The sequence below is a fragment of the Staphylococcus sp. HMSC069E10 genome, assembly GCF_001809205.1.
Lineage (GTDB): Bacteria > Bacillota > Bacilli > Staphylococcales > Staphylococcaceae > Staphylococcus > Staphylococcus hominis.
In genome coordinates this window covers 1-18,174 of record NZ_KV796466.1, presented here as the reverse complement: position 1 = coordinate 18,174, position 18,174 = coordinate 1, and the positions used below count along the sequence as shown (strand labels likewise).

Annotated in this window: 16 protein-coding genes; 9 read left to right on the top strand and 7 right to left on the bottom strand. The window is 33.0% G+C overall.

All coding sequences use genetic code 11. The features are described from left to right. The first annotated feature begins 40 nt into the window (after positions 1 to 40). The 3 genes from HMPREF2561_RS00100 (at position 41) to HMPREF2561_RS00090 (ending at position 2,779) form a co-directional block, all read left to right on the top strand. Positions 41 to 703, top strand: coding sequence for an ABC transporter ATP-binding protein (locus tag HMPREF2561_RS00100; protein ID WP_049379305.1), 663 nt, complete (start codon positions 41 to 43; stop codon positions 701 to 703). After that, positions 696 to 1,472, top strand: a complete 777-nt coding sequence (fetB, locus tag HMPREF2561_RS00095) for an ABC transporter permease (protein WP_048682571.1) — start codon at positions 696 to 698, stop codon at positions 1,470 to 1,472. The genes HMPREF2561_RS00100 and fetB overlap by 8 nt, the downstream gene beginning before the upstream one ends. 131 nt (positions 1,473 to 1,603) lie before the next feature. Beyond that, positions 1,604 to 2,779, top strand: coding sequence for an MFS transporter (locus HMPREF2561_RS00090; RefSeq protein WP_049379306.1), 1,176 nt, complete (start codon positions 1,604 to 1,606; stop codon positions 2,777 to 2,779). Between the two features lie 48 nt (positions 2,780 to 2,827). Here HMPREF2561_RS00090 and HMPREF2561_RS00085 read toward each other — a convergent pair whose 3' ends face one another. The 3 genes from HMPREF2561_RS00085 to HMPREF2561_RS00075 all read right to left on the bottom strand — a co-directional run bounded on the left by HMPREF2561_RS00085 (position 2,828) and on the right by HMPREF2561_RS00075 (position 7,276). Continuing rightward, positions 2,828 to 4,177 (bottom strand): carboxylesterase family protein, encoded by a 1,350-nt coding sequence (locus HMPREF2561_RS00085; RefSeq protein WP_049379307.1) that lies wholly within the window; start codon positions 4,175 to 4,177, stop codon positions 2,828 to 2,830. A 101-nt stretch (positions 4,178 to 4,278) separates the two neighbouring features. Next, complete coding sequence (locus HMPREF2561_RS00080) at positions 4,279 to 5,922, bottom strand: APC family permease (protein WP_049379308.1); 1,644 nt, start codon at positions 5,920 to 5,922, stop codon at positions 4,279 to 4,281. Positions 5,923 to 6,220: 298 nt separating this feature from the next. Next, entirely contained in the window at positions 6,221 to 7,276 is a 1,056-nt protein-coding gene (locus tag HMPREF2561_RS00075) for a 2,3-butanediol dehydrogenase (protein WP_029376761.1), read from the bottom strand. A 447-nt stretch (positions 7,277 to 7,723) separates the two neighbouring features. Here HMPREF2561_RS00075 and HMPREF2561_RS00070 point away from each other — a divergent pair, with 447 nt between their 5' ends. From HMPREF2561_RS00070 to HMPREF2561_RS00055, 4 genes are read left to right on the top strand one after another with little or no spacing between them, the layout of a single operon-like run. Beyond that, complete coding sequence (locus HMPREF2561_RS00070) at positions 7,724 to 9,022, top strand: betaine/proline/choline family ABC transporter ATP-binding protein (protein WP_017174997.1); 1,299 nt, start codon at positions 7,724 to 7,726, stop codon at positions 9,020 to 9,022. After that, positions 9,022 to 9,657 carry an ABC transporter permease gene (locus HMPREF2561_RS00065; protein ID WP_017174996.1) on the top strand — a complete coding sequence of 212 codons (636 nt, stop codon included), beginning with the start codon at positions 9,022 to 9,024 and terminating at the stop codon, positions 9,655 to 9,657. The genes HMPREF2561_RS00070 and HMPREF2561_RS00065 overlap by 1 nt, the downstream gene beginning before the upstream one ends. A gap of 24 nt (positions 9,658 to 9,681) precedes the next feature. Then, complete coding sequence (locus HMPREF2561_RS00060) at positions 9,682 to 10,620, top strand: osmoprotectant ABC transporter substrate-binding protein (protein WP_048762189.1); 939 nt, start codon at positions 9,682 to 9,684, stop codon at positions 10,618 to 10,620. 2 nt (positions 10,621 to 10,622) lie between these two features. Then, on the top strand, positions 10,623 to 11,300 hold the full coding sequence (locus HMPREF2561_RS00055; RefSeq protein WP_002448417.1) for an ABC transporter permease: 678 nt from the start codon (positions 10,623 to 10,625) through the stop codon (positions 11,298 to 11,300). A gap of 63 nt (positions 11,301 to 11,363) precedes the next feature. Here the strand turns inward: HMPREF2561_RS00055 and lrgB are convergent, their stop codons facing one another. The 4 genes from lrgB to HMPREF2561_RS00035 all read right to left on the bottom strand — a co-directional run bounded on the left by lrgB (position 11,364) and on the right by HMPREF2561_RS00035 (position 15,281). Further along, positions 11,364 to 12,065 carry an antiholin-like protein LrgB gene (gene lrgB / locus HMPREF2561_RS00050; RefSeq protein ID WP_002448343.1) on the bottom strand — a complete coding sequence of 234 codons (702 nt, stop codon included), beginning with the start codon at positions 12,063 to 12,065 and terminating at the stop codon, positions 11,364 to 11,366. Further along, positions 12,065 to 12,520 (bottom strand): antiholin-like murein hydrolase modulator LrgA, encoded by a 456-nt coding sequence (gene lrgA / locus HMPREF2561_RS00045; protein ID WP_017174993.1) that lies wholly within the window; start codon positions 12,518 to 12,520, stop codon positions 12,065 to 12,067. The genes lrgB and lrgA overlap by 1 nt, the downstream gene beginning before the upstream one ends. A 235-nt stretch (positions 12,521 to 12,755) precedes the next feature. Then, positions 12,756 to 13,526 carry a response regulator transcription factor LytR gene (locus HMPREF2561_RS00040; RefSeq protein WP_070468212.1) on the bottom strand — a complete coding sequence of 257 codons (771 nt, stop codon included), beginning with the start codon at positions 13,524 to 13,526 and terminating at the stop codon, positions 12,756 to 12,758. Next, positions 13,527 to 15,281, bottom strand: a complete 1,755-nt coding sequence (locus HMPREF2561_RS00035) for a sensor histidine kinase (protein ID WP_048762185.1) — start codon at positions 15,279 to 15,281, stop codon at positions 13,527 to 13,529. Positions 15,282 to 15,545: 264 nt separating this feature from the next. Between HMPREF2561_RS00035 and HMPREF2561_RS00030 the strand changes: the two genes are divergently transcribed. Both HMPREF2561_RS00030 and HMPREF2561_RS00025 read left to right on the top strand, forming a co-directional pair. Then, positions 15,546 to 16,946 carry an MFS transporter gene (locus HMPREF2561_RS00030; protein WP_017174990.1) on the top strand — a complete coding sequence of 467 codons (1,401 nt, stop codon included), beginning with the start codon at positions 15,546 to 15,548 and terminating at the stop codon, positions 16,944 to 16,946. Between the two features lie 256 nt (positions 16,947 to 17,202). Next, a complete protein-coding gene (locus HMPREF2561_RS00025) occupies positions 17,203 to 18,135 on the top strand; it encodes a 2-dehydropantoate 2-reductase (RefSeq protein WP_048678842.1) in 933 nt (310 codons plus the stop codon). Positions 18,136 to 18,174 lie beyond the last annotated feature (39 nt).

Sequence of the window (18,174 nt, the reverse complement as noted above, 5' to 3'; positions counted from 1 at the left end):
TGTCATCTCATTAAAGAGTAAAGATAAGGAGGAAACGCTTGTGTTATTAGAAGTAAAACATCTGACCTACAAAGCAGATCAACGAACGATACTCAATAATATTAATTTTAAATTAGATCAAGGTGAAACCGTTGCAGTGGTTGGTCCTTCTGGAAGCGGAAAAAGTACATTCTTAAAGCAACTCAACAATTTAATTAGTCCGACTGAAGGAGAATTGTTATTTAAAGGAAAACCATATGATGAGTATCGTCCTGAAGAATTACGTTCTAAAATTAGTTACATGATGCAACAAAGTGAATTATTTGGAACGACAGTAGAAGATAATATGGCTTTCCCAGCATTAACGCATCATGATCAATTTGATGAAGATAAAGCGAATGATTTACTTAATAAAGTCGGCTTGTCAAACTATAGTCTAGATTCAAAAGTAAAACATATGTCTGGTGGAGAACGTCAACGTATTGCTATTGCACGCCAGTTAATGTATCAACCAGAAATATTACTTCTAGATGAATCAACGAGTGCACTTGATACGCAAAATAAAGAAAAAATTGAAGATATTATCTTTAAATTAGCAGATGAAGGCGTCGCTATATTATGGATTACGCATAGTAATGATCAAAGTATGAGAAATTTCCAAAGAAGAATTACTATTAAAGATGGTCAGATTACAAATGAGGAGGTGTTAAGTCATAATGAGTAATACAGCGCTTTGTTTAACAGCATTATTATTATTAATTCCTATTATTATTTCATATAAAGAAGGCTTACATATTATCAAAGATTTAGTCGTCGCTTCGATTAGAGCGGTGGTTCAATTATTAATTTTAGGATTGATATTAGAATATATTTTTAAAATTGATCAAGTATGGATATTATTGATTGCAGTATTAGTCATTATTATTAACGCTTCTTGGAATACAATTCATCGTGCATCGCCTGTTATGCATCATGTGTTTTGGATTTCTTTTGTTTCTATATTTATATCAACAGCAATTCCGTTAGCATGTGCAGTGCTTGCTGGTGCTATCGATTTTAAAGCAAATGATGTCATTCCTATCGGTGGTATGCTTGCAAATAATGGTTTAATTGCCATTAATTTGGCATATCAAAATTTAGATCGTGCGTTCGTTCGAGATGTAGATGATATTGAATCTAAGTTAACATTAGCAGCAACGCCAAAGCTTGCGTCTAAAGGGGCGATTCGTGAAAGTATTCGTTTAGCGATTGTTCCAACAATTGATTCTGTAAAAACATATGGATTAGTGTCTATTCCGGGTATGATGACAGGATTAATTATTGGAGGTATGGCACCATTACAAGCCATCAAATTCCAATTACTTGTTGTGTTTATTCATACTACTGCAACGATTATGTCTGCATTGATTGCAACGTATTTAAGTTATGGTCAATTCTTTAATGCACGTCATCAACTCGTAGCACGTACAACGAATATAAAAGACAATAACTAAATCTCAATGACATATTTTTTCGCACAAAAATTTAAAAAATTATTATATAATGAAACAGTTACGAATGATAAAGGTTACCATTGCGTAACTGTTTTTTTATACCAAAATATATAAAGAAAGGAGTTCTATGCATGTCTGTCATGCGAGTGGCAACCTTCATTATTAGTGTGTTTATCGTCGGTATGGTTGAGATGATGGTTGCAGGAATTATGAATTTAATGAGTGGAGATCTCGGTGTCTCTGAAGCGATTATTGGTCAGCTTGTGACTTTATATGCATTAACATTTGCTATTTGTGGCCCCATACTTGTTAAGCTTACGAATCGCTTTGCAGTACGACCGGTCTTATTATGGACACTCGTTGCATTTATCATTGGAAATGCCATGATTGCGGTGGCGCCTAACTTTACTATTTTAGTGATTGGACGTATCTTATCTTCAGCAGCCGCGTCACTCATTATCGTTAAAGTCTTAGCTTTAACAGCGATGTTAACGATACCTAAAAACAGAGGAAAAATGATTGGTGTCGTTTATACTGGATTTAGTGGGGCTAACGTATTTGGCGTCCCGATCGGTACGATGATTGGGGATGCAATAGGTTGGAGATTTACGTTCTTATTTATTATTATTGTGAGTGTGATAGCTGGTGTACTGATGATGGTATATTTACCATCAACATCAGAATTAAATCAAGTTCAACGTCAATGGGGTTCAACTTCAAATAAACAGCCAAATACATCTAAAATTTTAAGACCGGTGGAGGTAGTCAAATATTTAGCAATTACTTTTTTAATTTTAGTAGCAAATTCTGTGACATTTGTTTATATTAATCCTCTTATTTTGAATCATGGTCATCAAATGGGATTTGTATCATTGGCGTTATTAGTGAATGGGATTGCAGGAGTGATTGGTACGTCGTTAGGTGGCATATTAGCAGATAAACTTAGCAGTAAACGTTGGCTAATCATTGCCTTTTCTATTTTTATAGTTATGATGTTGATAATGAATCTTATTTTGCATACTGTTACCCTATTATTAATTGGATTGTTTATATGGAATATTGTACAGTGGAGTACCAACCCAGCAATTCAAAGTGGTATAATTGAACACGTTGAAGGTGATACGAGTCAAGTGATGAGTTGGAATATGTCGAGTCTGAATGCGGGAATAGGATTTGGGGGCATTATTGGAGGACTCGTTGTTTCAAATATCTCTGTTCAAGCAGTCACGATTGTGAGCGCGATGGTTGGAGCTATGGGTCTTATTATTGTCATAAGTTTAAAAAATATGTCTTATATAAAAAATTAAGTAGGAAGTGGAACAGAATTCATTTTGAATTCATTGTTCCGCTTCTTTTTATTTATATATATAACAATAAGGTGTTTGAGGAGAATAAGATGGCCACGGCATAGTGTGGTATGTCGCAAAATAGATTAAATCATCTATCATGTGTTTACTGAGATAACGTTCATGTTCTAATGAGTTCACACCATGCGCTTTTAAAATCTCTAATTTTCCAAACCAAAACACTAAATCTAAAATATGATAAGCAGATTGAAACGGTGATGCATTAGAAAGGCACCAGTCAAAACGTAATTTCCAACAATGGGGATTGTTGTCAAGTTGATTTAAAAATGAAATTGCAGGTGTTTCAAAATAATGCGTTGTCACCATACGGGCTTGGTCTTTACCAGTTTGAGCTTGAGAAATGTGAAGGTGTATATCATTTAATGTCATAACTTCCACAAAGCGCTCAGGTGATAATTTTCTAGATTCATTGCGAATATAAATATTGCCTTCCTCTTTCGTAGTACCTATAACAACCGGTTTAGTAAATTGAGAAAGGGGACGAGACATGTTTGACTCTTGAATAGGTGCATAAATCAATTCAAGACCTTTTGATTTTCCGCGTGATGCTTCATCATAAGCCATTAATGATAATATCTCTAAAGTTGTTAAATGAGTCATTCTTTTTTTAGGAAAATAGGTATCTTTCAGATAGGCAAAATGGGCTGCTTTCTTTTGTCCTAATAAATGAGAATCAAGACGTAGCGTTCCACTTAATAACATCACTTGATGATAGTATTTATCTAATTCTGGTCGTTGCATTAATGCCATAATACTCATACTACCAGCAGACTGTCCCATTAATGTTATATTGTTTGAATCTCCACCGAAATATTTAATAAACGTATGTACCCATTTGAGTGCATTAATTTGATCAGACAAACCATTGTTTTTATTATAATCGCTATTGAAGTAAGACCAGTCTAAAAACCCTAAAGCACCTAAACGATAATTAAACGTAATTACAATGACATCATATCGAGCAACAATATGTTCAGGTGTATAAAGTTCTTGAGAACCATGTCCGTTCACAAAGCCACCACCATAAAAATAGATAATGACAGGCTTATTGTTATATTGATTGTTTTGACACCAAATATTTAAATATAAGCAGTCTTCACTTTGATTAAATAATTGAGCATGTGATGAGAAGAAGGTTTCGAGTTTGTTGTAGGGTTGTGGTGGTATAGATTTAAACGATGTTGCCTCAATGGTCTTATCCCAAGTTTTTAAGCATTTCGAGTGTTTAAATCGATGTTCATTAATAGGTTGATCAGCATAAGGAATCCCGAGAAAGTAATTAATTTTCTTTTTAGTATAGCCTTTAATATCTCCGCCATGTGTTTTAATTAAAGTCAATAGTATCATCTCCATACTTATCTTATGTCTAATATAACATTAAAAAAAACGTCTGAAACAAGTTGAGACAATTCTCTAACTTGTTTCAGACGTTTGAATGATTATTCGTTACCTTTAGCAGCTGCTTCAGCTTCTTCTGGTGAGCCGTCTTTCATTTTTTTATTGATTTTCTTAGCACGTTTGAAGTAAATACTATTGAAGTGACTTGAAGAACCAATTTTATAAAAAATGAGTGACAACACAATAATAGCAATAAAGTCATATGGGTAGTGAATCCAGTTCATACCTTTAAATTCCTTACTACCTACAAATGACATAGCAGCTAATAAAATAAGATAGACAATAATCCATAAGCTACCGCCAATTTGTTTTTTAGTATTTTTCCAATTCATTTTATATTCATAGAAGAAGTAAATTGGTAAACCTAAAATAATAATTAAAATAACTTCTGCTGTAGTAGGCCACATTGCCCAATAAATGGCCAGTGATGCTAATACGAATGATAAAGGTGCCATGATTTTTAATAATTTACCACGGAAGGGACGATGCAATTTAGGTCCCATTTTACGTAACGAAATAACTGTAGTAGGGCCTGTAAGATAGGCTACTAATGTTGCAGTCGAAATAACAGCTGCAAGTACGCCCCAATCACGGAATAACGTTACCATGATCATACTCATGACAGCATTAAATGCAATCGCAACACGTGGAATATTATATTTTGAATTAATTTTTCCTAAGAATTTAGGAATATGACCATTTTTCTCCATAGCGCTTAATACACGACCAGTAATGGCTACAAATGATACGCCAGTACCAAATGGAGATACTACGGCTTCAATATAAAGTAAAATGGCTAACCAATTAATACTTAATAAAATTGCCATGTCTGCAAATGGTGAATTAAAGTTAATACCGTGCCAACCATGTGAATGAATCATTGATTGTGGCATTGAAGTGATAAATGTACTTTGTAAGATAATATATAAAATTGCACTTAATATTAGTGAAATGCCGATACCACGTGCAATGTTTTTCTCAGGATTTTTAATTTCTGAGCCCATATTAATGATCGTTTGGAATGCATTAAATGAGAAGATAATACCTGATGTTGTTGTTGCTGCAAAGATAGGAGCACTACCATATGGCATAAATGTATTCAAGGAATGACCATAGTTTCCTGAATCAAACCCTGAGATCGTTAACATAATAATTGTTAGGAGTGGCACCCCTAATTTAAATACAGAAATTAAACTTGTAAATGAGGTTAATAATTTTACAGACCAATAATTTAATAATGAAAAGACAATGATGATAATGTAAACAACAAATAAACCAACTGTACTTATTGAACCATTATGCATCAATGCCTGAGTTGGCTTAGCCCAGTCCCAAGGCCAAGAGCTGATATATTGGACTGCAGATACTGCTTCAATTGGAATAATCGTTACGAGTGAGACCCAATTTGCCCATGCAGCAATGAAGCCAAGTAATGAACCATGTGTATATTGAGCATAGTTACTCATGCCACCAGATTGTGGAAACATTGTTCCTATTTCAATATAGTTATAAGAAATCGTTCCAATAACTATGAAGCCTATGACCCATGAGATAATGGCTGCTGGTCCAGCAACTGAAGATGCTTCCCAAGCTCCAAAGAGCCAACCAGAACCAATTAACGAACCTAAACCGAGTAACACGAGTTGCGTCAAGCTAATTTTATTATCGTTTTTATTCTTTCCCATAAATACTCCTTTTAATTTATTTTATTTTTTATAAAAAAAACACGATATAATTATACGCTTATCATTTAATTAGTCAAACTAAATATTTAAGAGATTTCAAAATATTATTAAAAGGAGTTTATTAAATTTTTTCTATAATATAATGATGATAATGTTATGAAAAAGTATGTAGTGAAACCGATGTAGAAAGGGAATAAATGATAAATAAAAATAGAGATGATAGGCATAGAATCGTATGATTTGAAATAATACAAAAAACCCTGTAAAGAAGTTTTCTTTACAGGGTTAAAACATTTAATTAATATTTTTGGTCACCATTTAATTTAACTAGGATTTTAGCTTGTGATTTATCATTAACTAATTGATTGAATCCTGATTCAACGATGTCAGCTAATTCAATTTTATCTGTGACAACGCTCTTAACATCTAAGCTGCCATTTGCGATTAAATCAATTGTTTGTTGGAATGTTGTTGGTGTATAAGCAATAGTAGACGTTAATTTAACACCAGAGTTTGTCAATAACATTGGATCAAAGTTAACTTCGTGTGCAAAGATTGAAACAATGACAACACTACCTCTTGGGCGTGTTACTTTTACAGATTGTGCTAATGTTACGCCAACACCAGCTACTTCAAAGGTTACATCTACACCGTTTTCAGTATGTTCGTTTACGAATTCTAATGGGTCAGTATTACCAGAGTTTACAACGTGAGTTGCGCCCACTTCTTTAGCTTTAGCTAAACGTTCTTCTGATAAATCAAATACAAAGATTTTACTAGCACCAGCTGCTTTAGCTGCAACGACTGTTAATAAACCAATTGGACCTGCACCAAAGATAGCCACTGTATCACCAAATAATAAGTTACCTTCTTTAACAGCTTGCACTGCTACTGCTGTTGGTTCAACTAATGCACCTTCTTGAGCAGACACATTTTCAGGTAAGTGATACACATTGTCTTCAGGTGCATTAGTAAATTCAGCGAAACCACCATCTGAACCCAATCCGATGAATGTATACCCATCATATAAATCTAAATTTTCTTCTTTTTCACGTGCAGAAACAGTTGGGTTTACAACGACACGGTCACCTTTTTTATATTTTGTAACGTCTTTCCCCACTTCTTCAACGATACCTGAGAATTCATGTCCTAAAGTTACAGGTGCTTTTTGACCTAAGAATGGATCAGGTTTGTCAGTGGAAATAAATACTGGACCTTCTAAATATTCGTGTAAGTCAGTACCACAAATACCAGCCCAAGATACTTTAACTTTTACTTCGTTATCTTTTAATTCTTTTGGTTCACGATCTTCAACGCGAACATCTTTTTGACCATACCATACTGCTGCTTTCATGATATATAACATCCCTTTCATAATAAAAAACACTTTGTAATTATAGATTAATACGAGGAACTCAGAAATTCAAATATATATAAATGAATTGTTAAACACTTTAGAAAAATTTGACAATTTTTCGAACTTTAATTGTAGACAATATAAAAAAGTTGGAATGTACTATTTACAAAGAATAGTTGTATATAAGTAATGTTAAATTTAAAAACTTAAAAAAATAATTAGGTAAAAAAATTAATTATTACATATAAATAATGTTTCAAAAAATTATAAAGGGTATATAAGTATAGGTGGTGGAATTTTAACGATTTCTATTAAAATGCAATTTTTTAAAACTTTATTACGCAATGGCCATATGGTTCTTGATTGAGACAATCAAAAATAGAATACTTTGGCTTTTTTGTATTTAAAATTTTCCATCATTAATACGATAGAAGGGGACATCCTATGACGCTTAGTATAAAGAACCTTACTAAAATTTATTCTGGAAATAAGAAAGCAGTCGATAATATTTCTTTAAATATTGAAGCTGGAGAATTTGTTGCATTTATTGGAACAAGTGGTAGTGGTAAAACAACAGCATTAAGAATGATTAATCGCATGATTGAACCTACAGAGGGTTCAATTGAAATGAATGGTAAAGATGTACGTAACATGAATCCAGTAGAATTACGTCGTAGTATTGGATACGTGATTCAACAAATTGGATTAATGCCACATATGACTATCAGAGAAAATATTGTGCTCGTTCCAAAACTTTTAAAATGGTCTAAAGAAAAGAAAGATGCTAAAGCAAAAGAGTTGATTAAATTAGTCGATTTACCTGAGGATTACTTAGATCGTTATCCGTCTGAACTGTCGGGTGGACAACAACAACGTATTGGTGTAGTTAGAGCGCTTGCAGCAGAACAAGACATTATTTTGATGGACGAACCGTTCGGTGCATTAGATCCTATAACTAGAGATACGTTACAAGATTTAGTTAAAGATTTACAAAAAAAGTTAGGAAAAACGTTTATTTTTGTAACTCATGATATGGATGAAGCGATTAAGCTAGCAGACAAAATTTGTATTATGTCGAAAGGCCAGATCGTTCAATATGATACACCGGACAATGTTTTAAGATATCCAGCAAATGATTTTGTTAGAGAATTTATTGGACAAAATAGACTGATTCAAGATCGACCAAACATGAGAACGGTTGAAGATGCAATGATCAAACCAATTACGATTCAAGCTGACGATTCTCTTAATGATGCAGTCAATATTATGAGAACCCATCGTATAGACACTATTTTTGTAGTGAATAATAAACATCGTCTTTTAGGGTTTTTAGATATTGAAGATATAAATCAAGGATTACGTCAAGGTAAAGAATTAATTGATACGATGCAGCGTGATGTTTATAAAGTACATATCGATTCAAAACTACAAGATTCAGTGCGAACTATTTTAAAGCGTAATGTACGTAATGTGCCTGTAGTAGATGATCATGATACATTAATTGGACTGATTACACGAGCAAACTTAGTAGATATTGTGTATGACTCCATTTGGGGTGAAGAGAATGAAACGAGTCACTCTTCTAAAACCTATTCAAATGAAGTTGAGCGAGAGAATGAACGTCAAAATGAAACACAACAACGTTTAACAACACAAGGTACACAACGTTATCATGAAGATATTATGAACGGAACAGATAGAGAACATACCCATAATACGGATGATACGGGAGTGGATCGTTAATGAGAGACTTTTTTGCACAATACGGAGAAGAACTCGTATCGAAAACGATAGAACATTTCTATATTTCTATTATTTCGTTACTTATTGCTATTGTCGTAGCTGTACCACTTGGTATTTTATTATCAAAAACAAAACGTACGGCGAATGTTGTATTGACTATTGCAGGTGTACTTCAAACGGTACCAACACTTGCCATTTTAGCGCTTATGATTCCAATTTTTGGTGTAGGTAAGACACCAGCAATTGTAGCTTTATTTATCTATGTATTATTACCTATCTTAAATAATACAGTATTAGGAGTTCAAAATATTGATAAAAACATTATTGAAGCTGGAACAAGTATGGGGATGACAAAACTTCAATTAATGAAAGATGTGGAATTACCCCTTGCCTTACCATTAATTATTAGTGGTATACGTCTTGCAAGTGTATATGTCATTAGCTGGGCTACACTTGCGAGTTATATTGGTGCAGGTGGTTTAGGTGATTTAGTATTTAATGGCTTAACTCTCTATGAACCACCAATGATTATTAGTGCTACAATTTTAGTGACTTGCTTGGCACTGATTGTGGATTTCTTATTATCTTTAGTTGAAAAATGGGCTGTACCTAAAGGTCTTAAAGTATCTAGATAGTTTAAAAGGGAGGAATGAACAGCTATGAAAAATATTAAATATATATTTATCGTTCTTACATTGTCTCTCGTAGTATTATCTGGATGCGGCTTACCCGGTTTAGGTGACAGTAATTCGAAAGACAGTGTGAAAATTACAGCGACTGAAAGTAGTGAAACCAAAATAGTAGCAAATATTGAGAAATTAATGATTGAACATTATACAAATGGAGATATCAAACCAATCATTATTGGAAATTTAGGTTCAAGTATTGTTCAACATAATGCACTTATGCGTGGAGATGCTAATATGTCAGCGGTGCGTTTTACAGGAACAGAGTTAACCAGTGTACTCGATGCACCCCCAACTAGAGATGCGAATAAAGCCATGGATGAGTCACAGCGATTATTTAAAAAGAAATATGATCAAAAATATTATCATTCACTTGGCTTTGAAAACACGTATGCGTTTATGGTAACAAAAGAAACTGCTGATAAATATCACTTAGAAAAAGTATCAGACTTAGAAAAATATAAAGATCAGTTACGCTTGGGTATGGATACTCAATGGATGAATCGTGCCGGAGATGGATACCCAGCTTTCCAAAAAGAGTATGGCTTTAAGTTCAAAAGTGCACGTCCAATGCAAATTGGTTTAGTGTATGATGCACTTAAAAACAAAAAATTAGATATTGCCGTTGGTTACTCCACAGACGGACGTATTGCGGCATATAATTTGAAAATCTTAAAAGATGACCGTAACTTTTTCCCTCCATATGATGGCAGTCCATTAGCCACAGAAGAATTAATTAAAGACCATCCAGAGATTGATAAAGCTTTAACAAAATTAGAAAATACAATAAGTACAAAAGAAATGCAAAAACTGAATTATGAAGCAGATGGAAAAGGAAAAGAACCAGCCGTCATTGCAGAAGAATTTATTAAAAAACATAACTATTTTGAAGATAAGAAAGGTGGTCAATAACAGTGAAAGGGAATGTGTTAAGTTCGCTTTATGAATATTACACTTTGAATTTTGGCTATCTGATGGAACTCTTTTTTAAACATTTATTGATGTCTATATATGGAGTATTGTTTGCATGTATTATTGGCATTCCAATTGGTATTTTAATTGCACGTTATTCAAAAATAGCATGGCCAGTGATTACTATTGCTAATATTATTCAAACCGTGCCAGCTATTGCAATGCTTGCCATACTTATGTTGGCGTTAGGACTCGGTCCATCAACAGTTGTATTTGCAGTATTTTTATATGCCTTGCTACCGATCATAAAAAACACCTACACAGGTATTACAGAAGTTGACTACAATATTAAAGACGCAGGTAAAGGTATGGGAATGACCAATAACCAAGTTATGCGTATGATTGAGCTTCCACTATCGCTATCTGTAATCATCGGTGGTATTCGTATTGCACTTGTTGTAGCAATAGGAATTGTTGCTATTGGTTCATTTATTGGTGCACCGACGCTAGGAGACATTATTATTCGTGGAACGAATTCTACTGATGGTACAGTCTTTATTCTTGCAGGTGCGATTCCAATTGCATTAATTGCGATTTTAATTGATATTGGTCTACGTTTATTAGAGAAAAAATTAGATCCCACACATCGTTCTAGTAAACAAGTACAAAGTTTAAGATAAATTAAAAGCGTTGCTTAGACGATGACTAAGTTGTTACTTAGTTCGTCAGCAACGCTTTTTTTATTAGAATAATAGTGAAGCAAGTGGTGGTACGATTACAACAATAATCACACCTACAATTACTACTGCAATACTTCCCATTGATTCTTCTGTTTCTCCTAGTTCTTTAGCAGCGGCAACACCAAGTGTGTGTCCACTTGTACCAAGAGCTAAACCACGTGCAATTGGATTTGAAATTTTAAACATTTTTACAATTTTTCCACCTAATGCTGAAATAACGACAGCGTTAAGGATAACTGCTAATGATGTTAATTCTTTTACACCACCGATACCGTCAGATACTGGTAAGGCAATCGCAGTTGTTGCAGCTTGAGGTAACATAGACGCACTAATTTGATCACCTAAGTGGAATAATGTTGCAACTAAATAGATTAAGATTAAAGCTACTAGTGTACCCACAGCAATACCACCAAAAATTTGTAACCAATACTTTCTAAGTACTTGACGTTTTTTATAAAGTGGAATCGCGAAACTAATTGTTGCAGCTTCTAAGAAGAAGTTGATAATATCTCCACCAATTTTATAGTTATCATAACTAATACCTGTTACTTTTAAAAAGACAATTCCTGCCACCATCGCTACAAATAAAGGTGCCAGTAGGAAAAAGCCATTTGTTTTTTTATAGAAATATTGTGCAATAATATATGGAATTAATGAGACTAAAATACCAAAATAAGGTGTTGTAATACCTAAGTGATCAGCCATTAGTTTTCCTCCTTAAGTCGTGTTTTTTCATTTTGTTCTTCAGTAGGGAATAATGTTTTTGTTACAAATAATTGTGATACATAGCCCACACTGACTAATAATAATAATGTTGAAATAATAATTAATAGAATAATTAAAATTGGATGTTGACTTAAAAGTGGTAACGAATTAATAACTGATACACCGGCTGGTACGAATAAGAAGCCGATATTATTTGTTAGAGCGGTTCCCACACCCTCTACTTGACGTAATTTTACGACTCCTGAACTTAATAAAATAAATAATAATACGAGTCCGATTACCGATGCAGGCATTGGAAACGGAATAAATGATTCAATAATTTTTGAAACAAATAATACAGCAACAATAGTTAATACTTGGATAAAGAAATTGTAAGTTTTACCTGCTTTCTTATTTCCTTGAGTATTAGCGGTAGTTGAATTGTTTTTCGCCATATTGATACTCTCCCTCTTTTTCTTTTCTCTTGATGTTAGTATAAAATGAAACCGCTTTCTTGAGTTAGATTTAGAAGTGAGTTACGAAAATTAATAGGTGAGTTGCAGTATTTTCCAGTTGAAAATCAGAAAGTGTTTATAGAACAATAAATGAACTATGATGGCATTAAAAAAGCTCTTAATCTAACACTTGATCATATGAAGTGTTAGGTTAAAAGCTAACTTAGAATATATATTAAGCAAGACCAATTTCTTGTTTAAATGATTTCATAAATGAACGACTAACTTGAAATTTAACATTCGTTGTCATTGTCACTTGATACGTATAATTAAACCAGTGTTCGACACTTTCGATATACTGCTTGTTAATAATCGTAGCTCTATGAATTTTTATAAACAACTGCTTAGGTAATTTCTTCTCATAATAATTGAGCGGTTCTGTCGTTTCATATGTTTTTTTTAAAGTCGTAATAGTCGAAATTCCATTGTTCACAGAAATTGCAACAATATCGTCTAAATTGATGACATAAATACGATCATCCACTTCGATAGGAAGTACACTTTGATGATTAGTATAAGAAGAAGTATTCGTTTGTGATTGTGGAGAGTGGATAGGGTCTGACAATGTTTGAATCTGTTGTTTAGCGTTTAATAATCGTTTTACTTTTTGAACTGCTTGTTCAATTCGTTCTAATTCAAAAGGTTTTAATATATAATCAACTGCATCTAATTCAAATGCTTTTACTGCAAACGTATCATGTGCCGTAGCAAAAATGATATAAGGGGATTGTTTCATTTTTCGAATTTTATGAGCTAAATCAATCCCATTTTCATCCATTAAATTAATATCTAAAAACACTAAATCATAGGTGTGACAGAGCAGTTTTTCTAAAGTGTCTTCAATATTTTCAGCTTCATCGATTATTTCGAAATCAGATATTTCATTTAATAAGTAATGTAATTCATTACGTGCTAATGGCTCATCGTCAACAATAAGTGTCCTCATTTAACGTTCCTCCTTGATTAAATGATATGGAATCATACAGGATACTGTTGTTCCGTGCTTAGATGTATCAAAGTGTAATTTTGCATTAGAACCATATAAACCAGTGAGACGGCGATTTAAGTTTTCTAGTGCACTACCAGTTCCAGTTTCTGAAGCCACACTGATTTGTCCAAGTGAGGGTAATTTTTCAGGCGCTATACCATGTCCATTATCACTAACTGATAGTTTTAATGAGGCTTCTTTGTATTGAACGTCTACACAAACAATGTTATCTTTTCGTCGATGTTTGAATGCGTGTTTAATTGCATTTTCCACCAAAATTTGAATGATGAATGGTGGAATTAATACTTGTTTATAGGCATCATCAATATGATATTTAATTGTAAATCGATCTGGAAAACGTGCTTGCTCTAATGATAAATATGCTTTGACTTGTTGTAATTCTTTTTCTAAAGTAATCGTGCTATTACGCGCACCTTGTAAGTTTGATCTGAAAAATTGACTCAATTGCAAAAGTAACTTGCGTGCTTTTTCACTGTCAATACGTACAAGTGCTGAAATGGTGTTAATCGCATTAAAGAAAAAGTGTGGATTAACTTGAGCTTGTAGAGACTTAATTTCAGCATCTCGTAATAATTTACTTTGCGTTTCGGCCAGTCCCAATTCTAATTGACTTGAAAAAATATCTGCTAAACCCCGAGCAAGTTGTTTAGTTGATGTCGTAATATGATTATAGTCTGTAAAATAAAATTTTAAAGTACCTGCGACGTTTCCATTCGTCATTAAGGGCACAACGATAGCTTCTCGAAGTGGACAATTCGGATTATTACATCCAATGTCCTCTTTTGAATTGGCTTCTTTTAATTGGCCTGTACGTATGACTTCTTTAGATAAATTAGTAATGATTTCTTTTTTAGCGACATGATGATCACTACCCGCGCCTACGTGTGTTAAAATATCGGTTTTATTAGTAATTGCCACAGCAGATACTTTCATTAGCCTCAGTATAATTTCAGCTACAGGACGAGCAGATTTTTCATTTAATCCTGAACGAAAATAAGGTAGTGTTTTGTTTGCTAATTCAAGGACGTCATGAGTTTGAATTGCACGTGTTTGCTCTTCTTGTTTTAAAGTAGACAGAATAATAGATAAAAATAACGCAGTTCCAATACTATTAATTAATATCATCGGTAAAGCAATAAATTTTACCAATGCCCAAGCATTAGAAACATCATCAGCAAAAATTAAAATACAAGCCATCTGAATACTTTCGTTTATTAATCCAATCATGGCACCTATTAAAACAGTTGGATAGCGATTATGTCTCATGGTGCGATATCCATAAAATCCAGAAATTAATGCAATGATGACTGATGAAAATAGGTAAATATAAGCATTTGCGCCACCAATGAGGATTCGTGATAAGCCCGAGATAATACCAACGATAATCGCTACAAAAGGACCACCAATTAAACCAGACATTCCAATCGTTAATACCCGTGTATTCGCAAGTGACGTTTCATTATTTAGATGATAGTAAATATTACTAGAAATAATTTTGCCATGCTCAATTTCAATTCCAGTAAAGTTAGAAATAATTGCGAATAATGAAAATAAGATGGTGAGTTCTATTTGAGCACGTAATTTTTCACGTGCACTCATAATCGTCTTGAAGTGATTAATATTCATTAAAATGTAAGCAATAATAATAATTAAGCCTACACGTTCAAGTAATAAAATAAATAAATTAAACATTTTTGCACCTATTAAGTATATTAATAAAATTCAAAATTTTTACTACACTTTTTATTATAGTATGGAAAATTTAAAGTTGATAGTTTAAAATGTTCACTTATAAATACTTAGCACTTAATTTATATTAAATGATAATTTATTTTGGAAAATAATATTTAAAAAGAAAAAAAGATTTTTATATCCCATTATAGTAAGCTATGATAAAATTTTAATGTAGTTTAAAATTATATAGTTTTTGGGCAAGGTAGGAGGAATTTTTTTATAATGGAGTCTTCAAAAGAATTTAAGGGAGATAATCGGTTACTCGTTGGAATTATTATTAGTGTATTAACATTTTGGTTGTTTGCGCAATCGTTACTTAATATTGTGCCAACACTACAATCATCATTTAATACCGATTTGGGTACCATTAATATTGCAGTGAGCTTATCTGCCTTATTTTCTGGTTTGTTTATTGTAGGTGCTGGAGATGTTGCTGATAAATTTGGTCGCGTCAAAATGACTTATTTGGGACTAGGCTTAAATATCATTGGTTCATTATTATTGATTATTACACCAGTTCCATGGTTATTACTGATTGGACGTGCTTTGCAAGGTTTATCAGGTGCATTCATTATGCCATCAACTCTTGCGATAATTAATGAATATTACATAGGAAAAGAAAGACAACGTGCATTAAGTTTTTGGTCTATTGGCTCATGGGGCGGAAGTGGAATATGTTCATTGTTCGGTGGATTTATCGCTTCAACAATAGGATGGCAATGGATTTTTATTATTTCTATTGCTTTGTCAATACTTTCATTTTTCTTAATTAAACACACGCCAGAAACAAAAAATGAACCAGATACGGATACAGACAATAGCGGTTCAAAATTTGATTTTATAGGTTTGATTTTATTAGTTATTACATTATTAAGTGTCAATGTGATGGTAACACAAGCTTCTGATCGTGGATTATTATCACCTGTCATTCTATCGTTATTTGGAATATTTTTAATTGCTGGTATATTCTTTGTTCTTCGTGAATTTAAAACTGAGAACCCACTTGTTGATTTTAGTTTATTTAAGAATAAAGGATATAGTGGTGCTACACTTTCAAACTTCATGCTAAATGGAGTAGCAGGTGGTACGCTTATCGTAGTAAATACATATTACCAAAGTCATTTAGGTTTCACTTCATTACAAGCAGGTTTAATCTCTATCACTTATTTAGTAGCAGTGCTTGTAATGATTCGTGTAGGTGAAAAACTATTACAAAAATTAGGTGCTAAAAAGCCATTGCTTATAGGTAGTGGATTTACATTTTTAGGGTTACTACTTTTATCCCTCACCTTCTTACCTAATTTGTTTTATATTATTTCAAGTATTATTGGTTACCTACTATTTGGTATTGGGCTTGGTATGTATGCCACACCATCTACAGATACAGCAGTTGATCAAGCGCCAGATGATAAAGTGGGTGTTGCCTCTGGATTGTATAAAATGGCTTCATCACTAGGAAATGCATTTGGTGTAGCTTTATCAAGTACGATTTATGGTGTTTGTGCAGCGAAAATGAATTTAGAACTTGGTGGTTTAGCGGGCGTACTCTTTAATGCCATCATCGTTTTAACTGCTTTCTTTGTCATTTTCTTCTTAATTCCAAATAAAGCTAAACGTGCTTAATTAAAACTGGATATTAATAAAATTTAAATCTGAGGTGCGAATAGAGTACCTCAGATTTTTTATATTGAATAAAAGAATAAATGTAAACATAATAATGAGTACTTATACAGGGGGATAATGACTTCTACGTCAATTATTGAAAAATAAAAAAAGTTCTAAATTTATCAAATTATTTAGAATATTCTGTTTATATTATTGACGATACTTTATTAAAGTAGTATTTTAAAAATAATATTAAAAGAAGGAGTCGAATATTATGAAAATAGCAATTGCTGGTTCAGGAGCGTTGGGAAGTGGTTTCGGTGCAATGTTATATCGCCAAGGTAATGATGTGACACTCATTGATGGTTGGGAGCCACAAGCAACAGCTGTAAAACATGAAGGTTTACATATTGATATAAATGGAGAAGACTATCATTTAAATATTCCTATGTATCAAGATACAAAAATACCAAGTGATCTTCAATTTGATATTGTATTTTTATTTACAAAAGCTATGCAACTTGAGAGCATGCTAACACATATCCAGCCACATATTCATGATACAACAATTATGGTTTGTACAATGAATGGTCTAAAACATGAAGAACGTATTGTAAATTATGTAGATAAATCACGTATTGTTCGTGGTGTAACTACGTGGACGGCCGGCTTAGAATCACCTGGACATACTCATTTAATGGGTAGTGGTCCAGTAGAGATAGGTTCTCTTGTGCCAGAGGGACAGAATAATGTTGAAGTGATATATAATCTATTAGAACAAGCGAAGCTCAATCCACATAAAAGTGAAGACTTGCAACAATCTATTTGGAAGAAGATTTGTGTAAATGGGACAGCAAATGCGCTATGTACAATTTTAGAATGTCGTTTATCAACATTAAATGAAAGTGAATATGCAAGAAAACTTGTATATGACATTACTAAAGAGATAGTAGAAGTTGCTACTGTTGATGGTGTACATTTAAATGCAGATGAAGTCTATCACTATCTTGTCGATTTAAATGATAAAGTAGGTCCACATTTCCCATCAATGTATCAAGATTTGATTAATAATAATCGACGTACTGAAATTGATTACATTAACGGAGCAGTGGCTCGCTTAGGTTCAGAACATCATATCGATGCGCCAATTAATCAATTTGTAGCGAACATGGTACATGCCAAAGAAGAGCAACGTCAAGCTAAGTAAATAGAATGCAAAGAGGCTGGGACATAATTCCTAACAAAA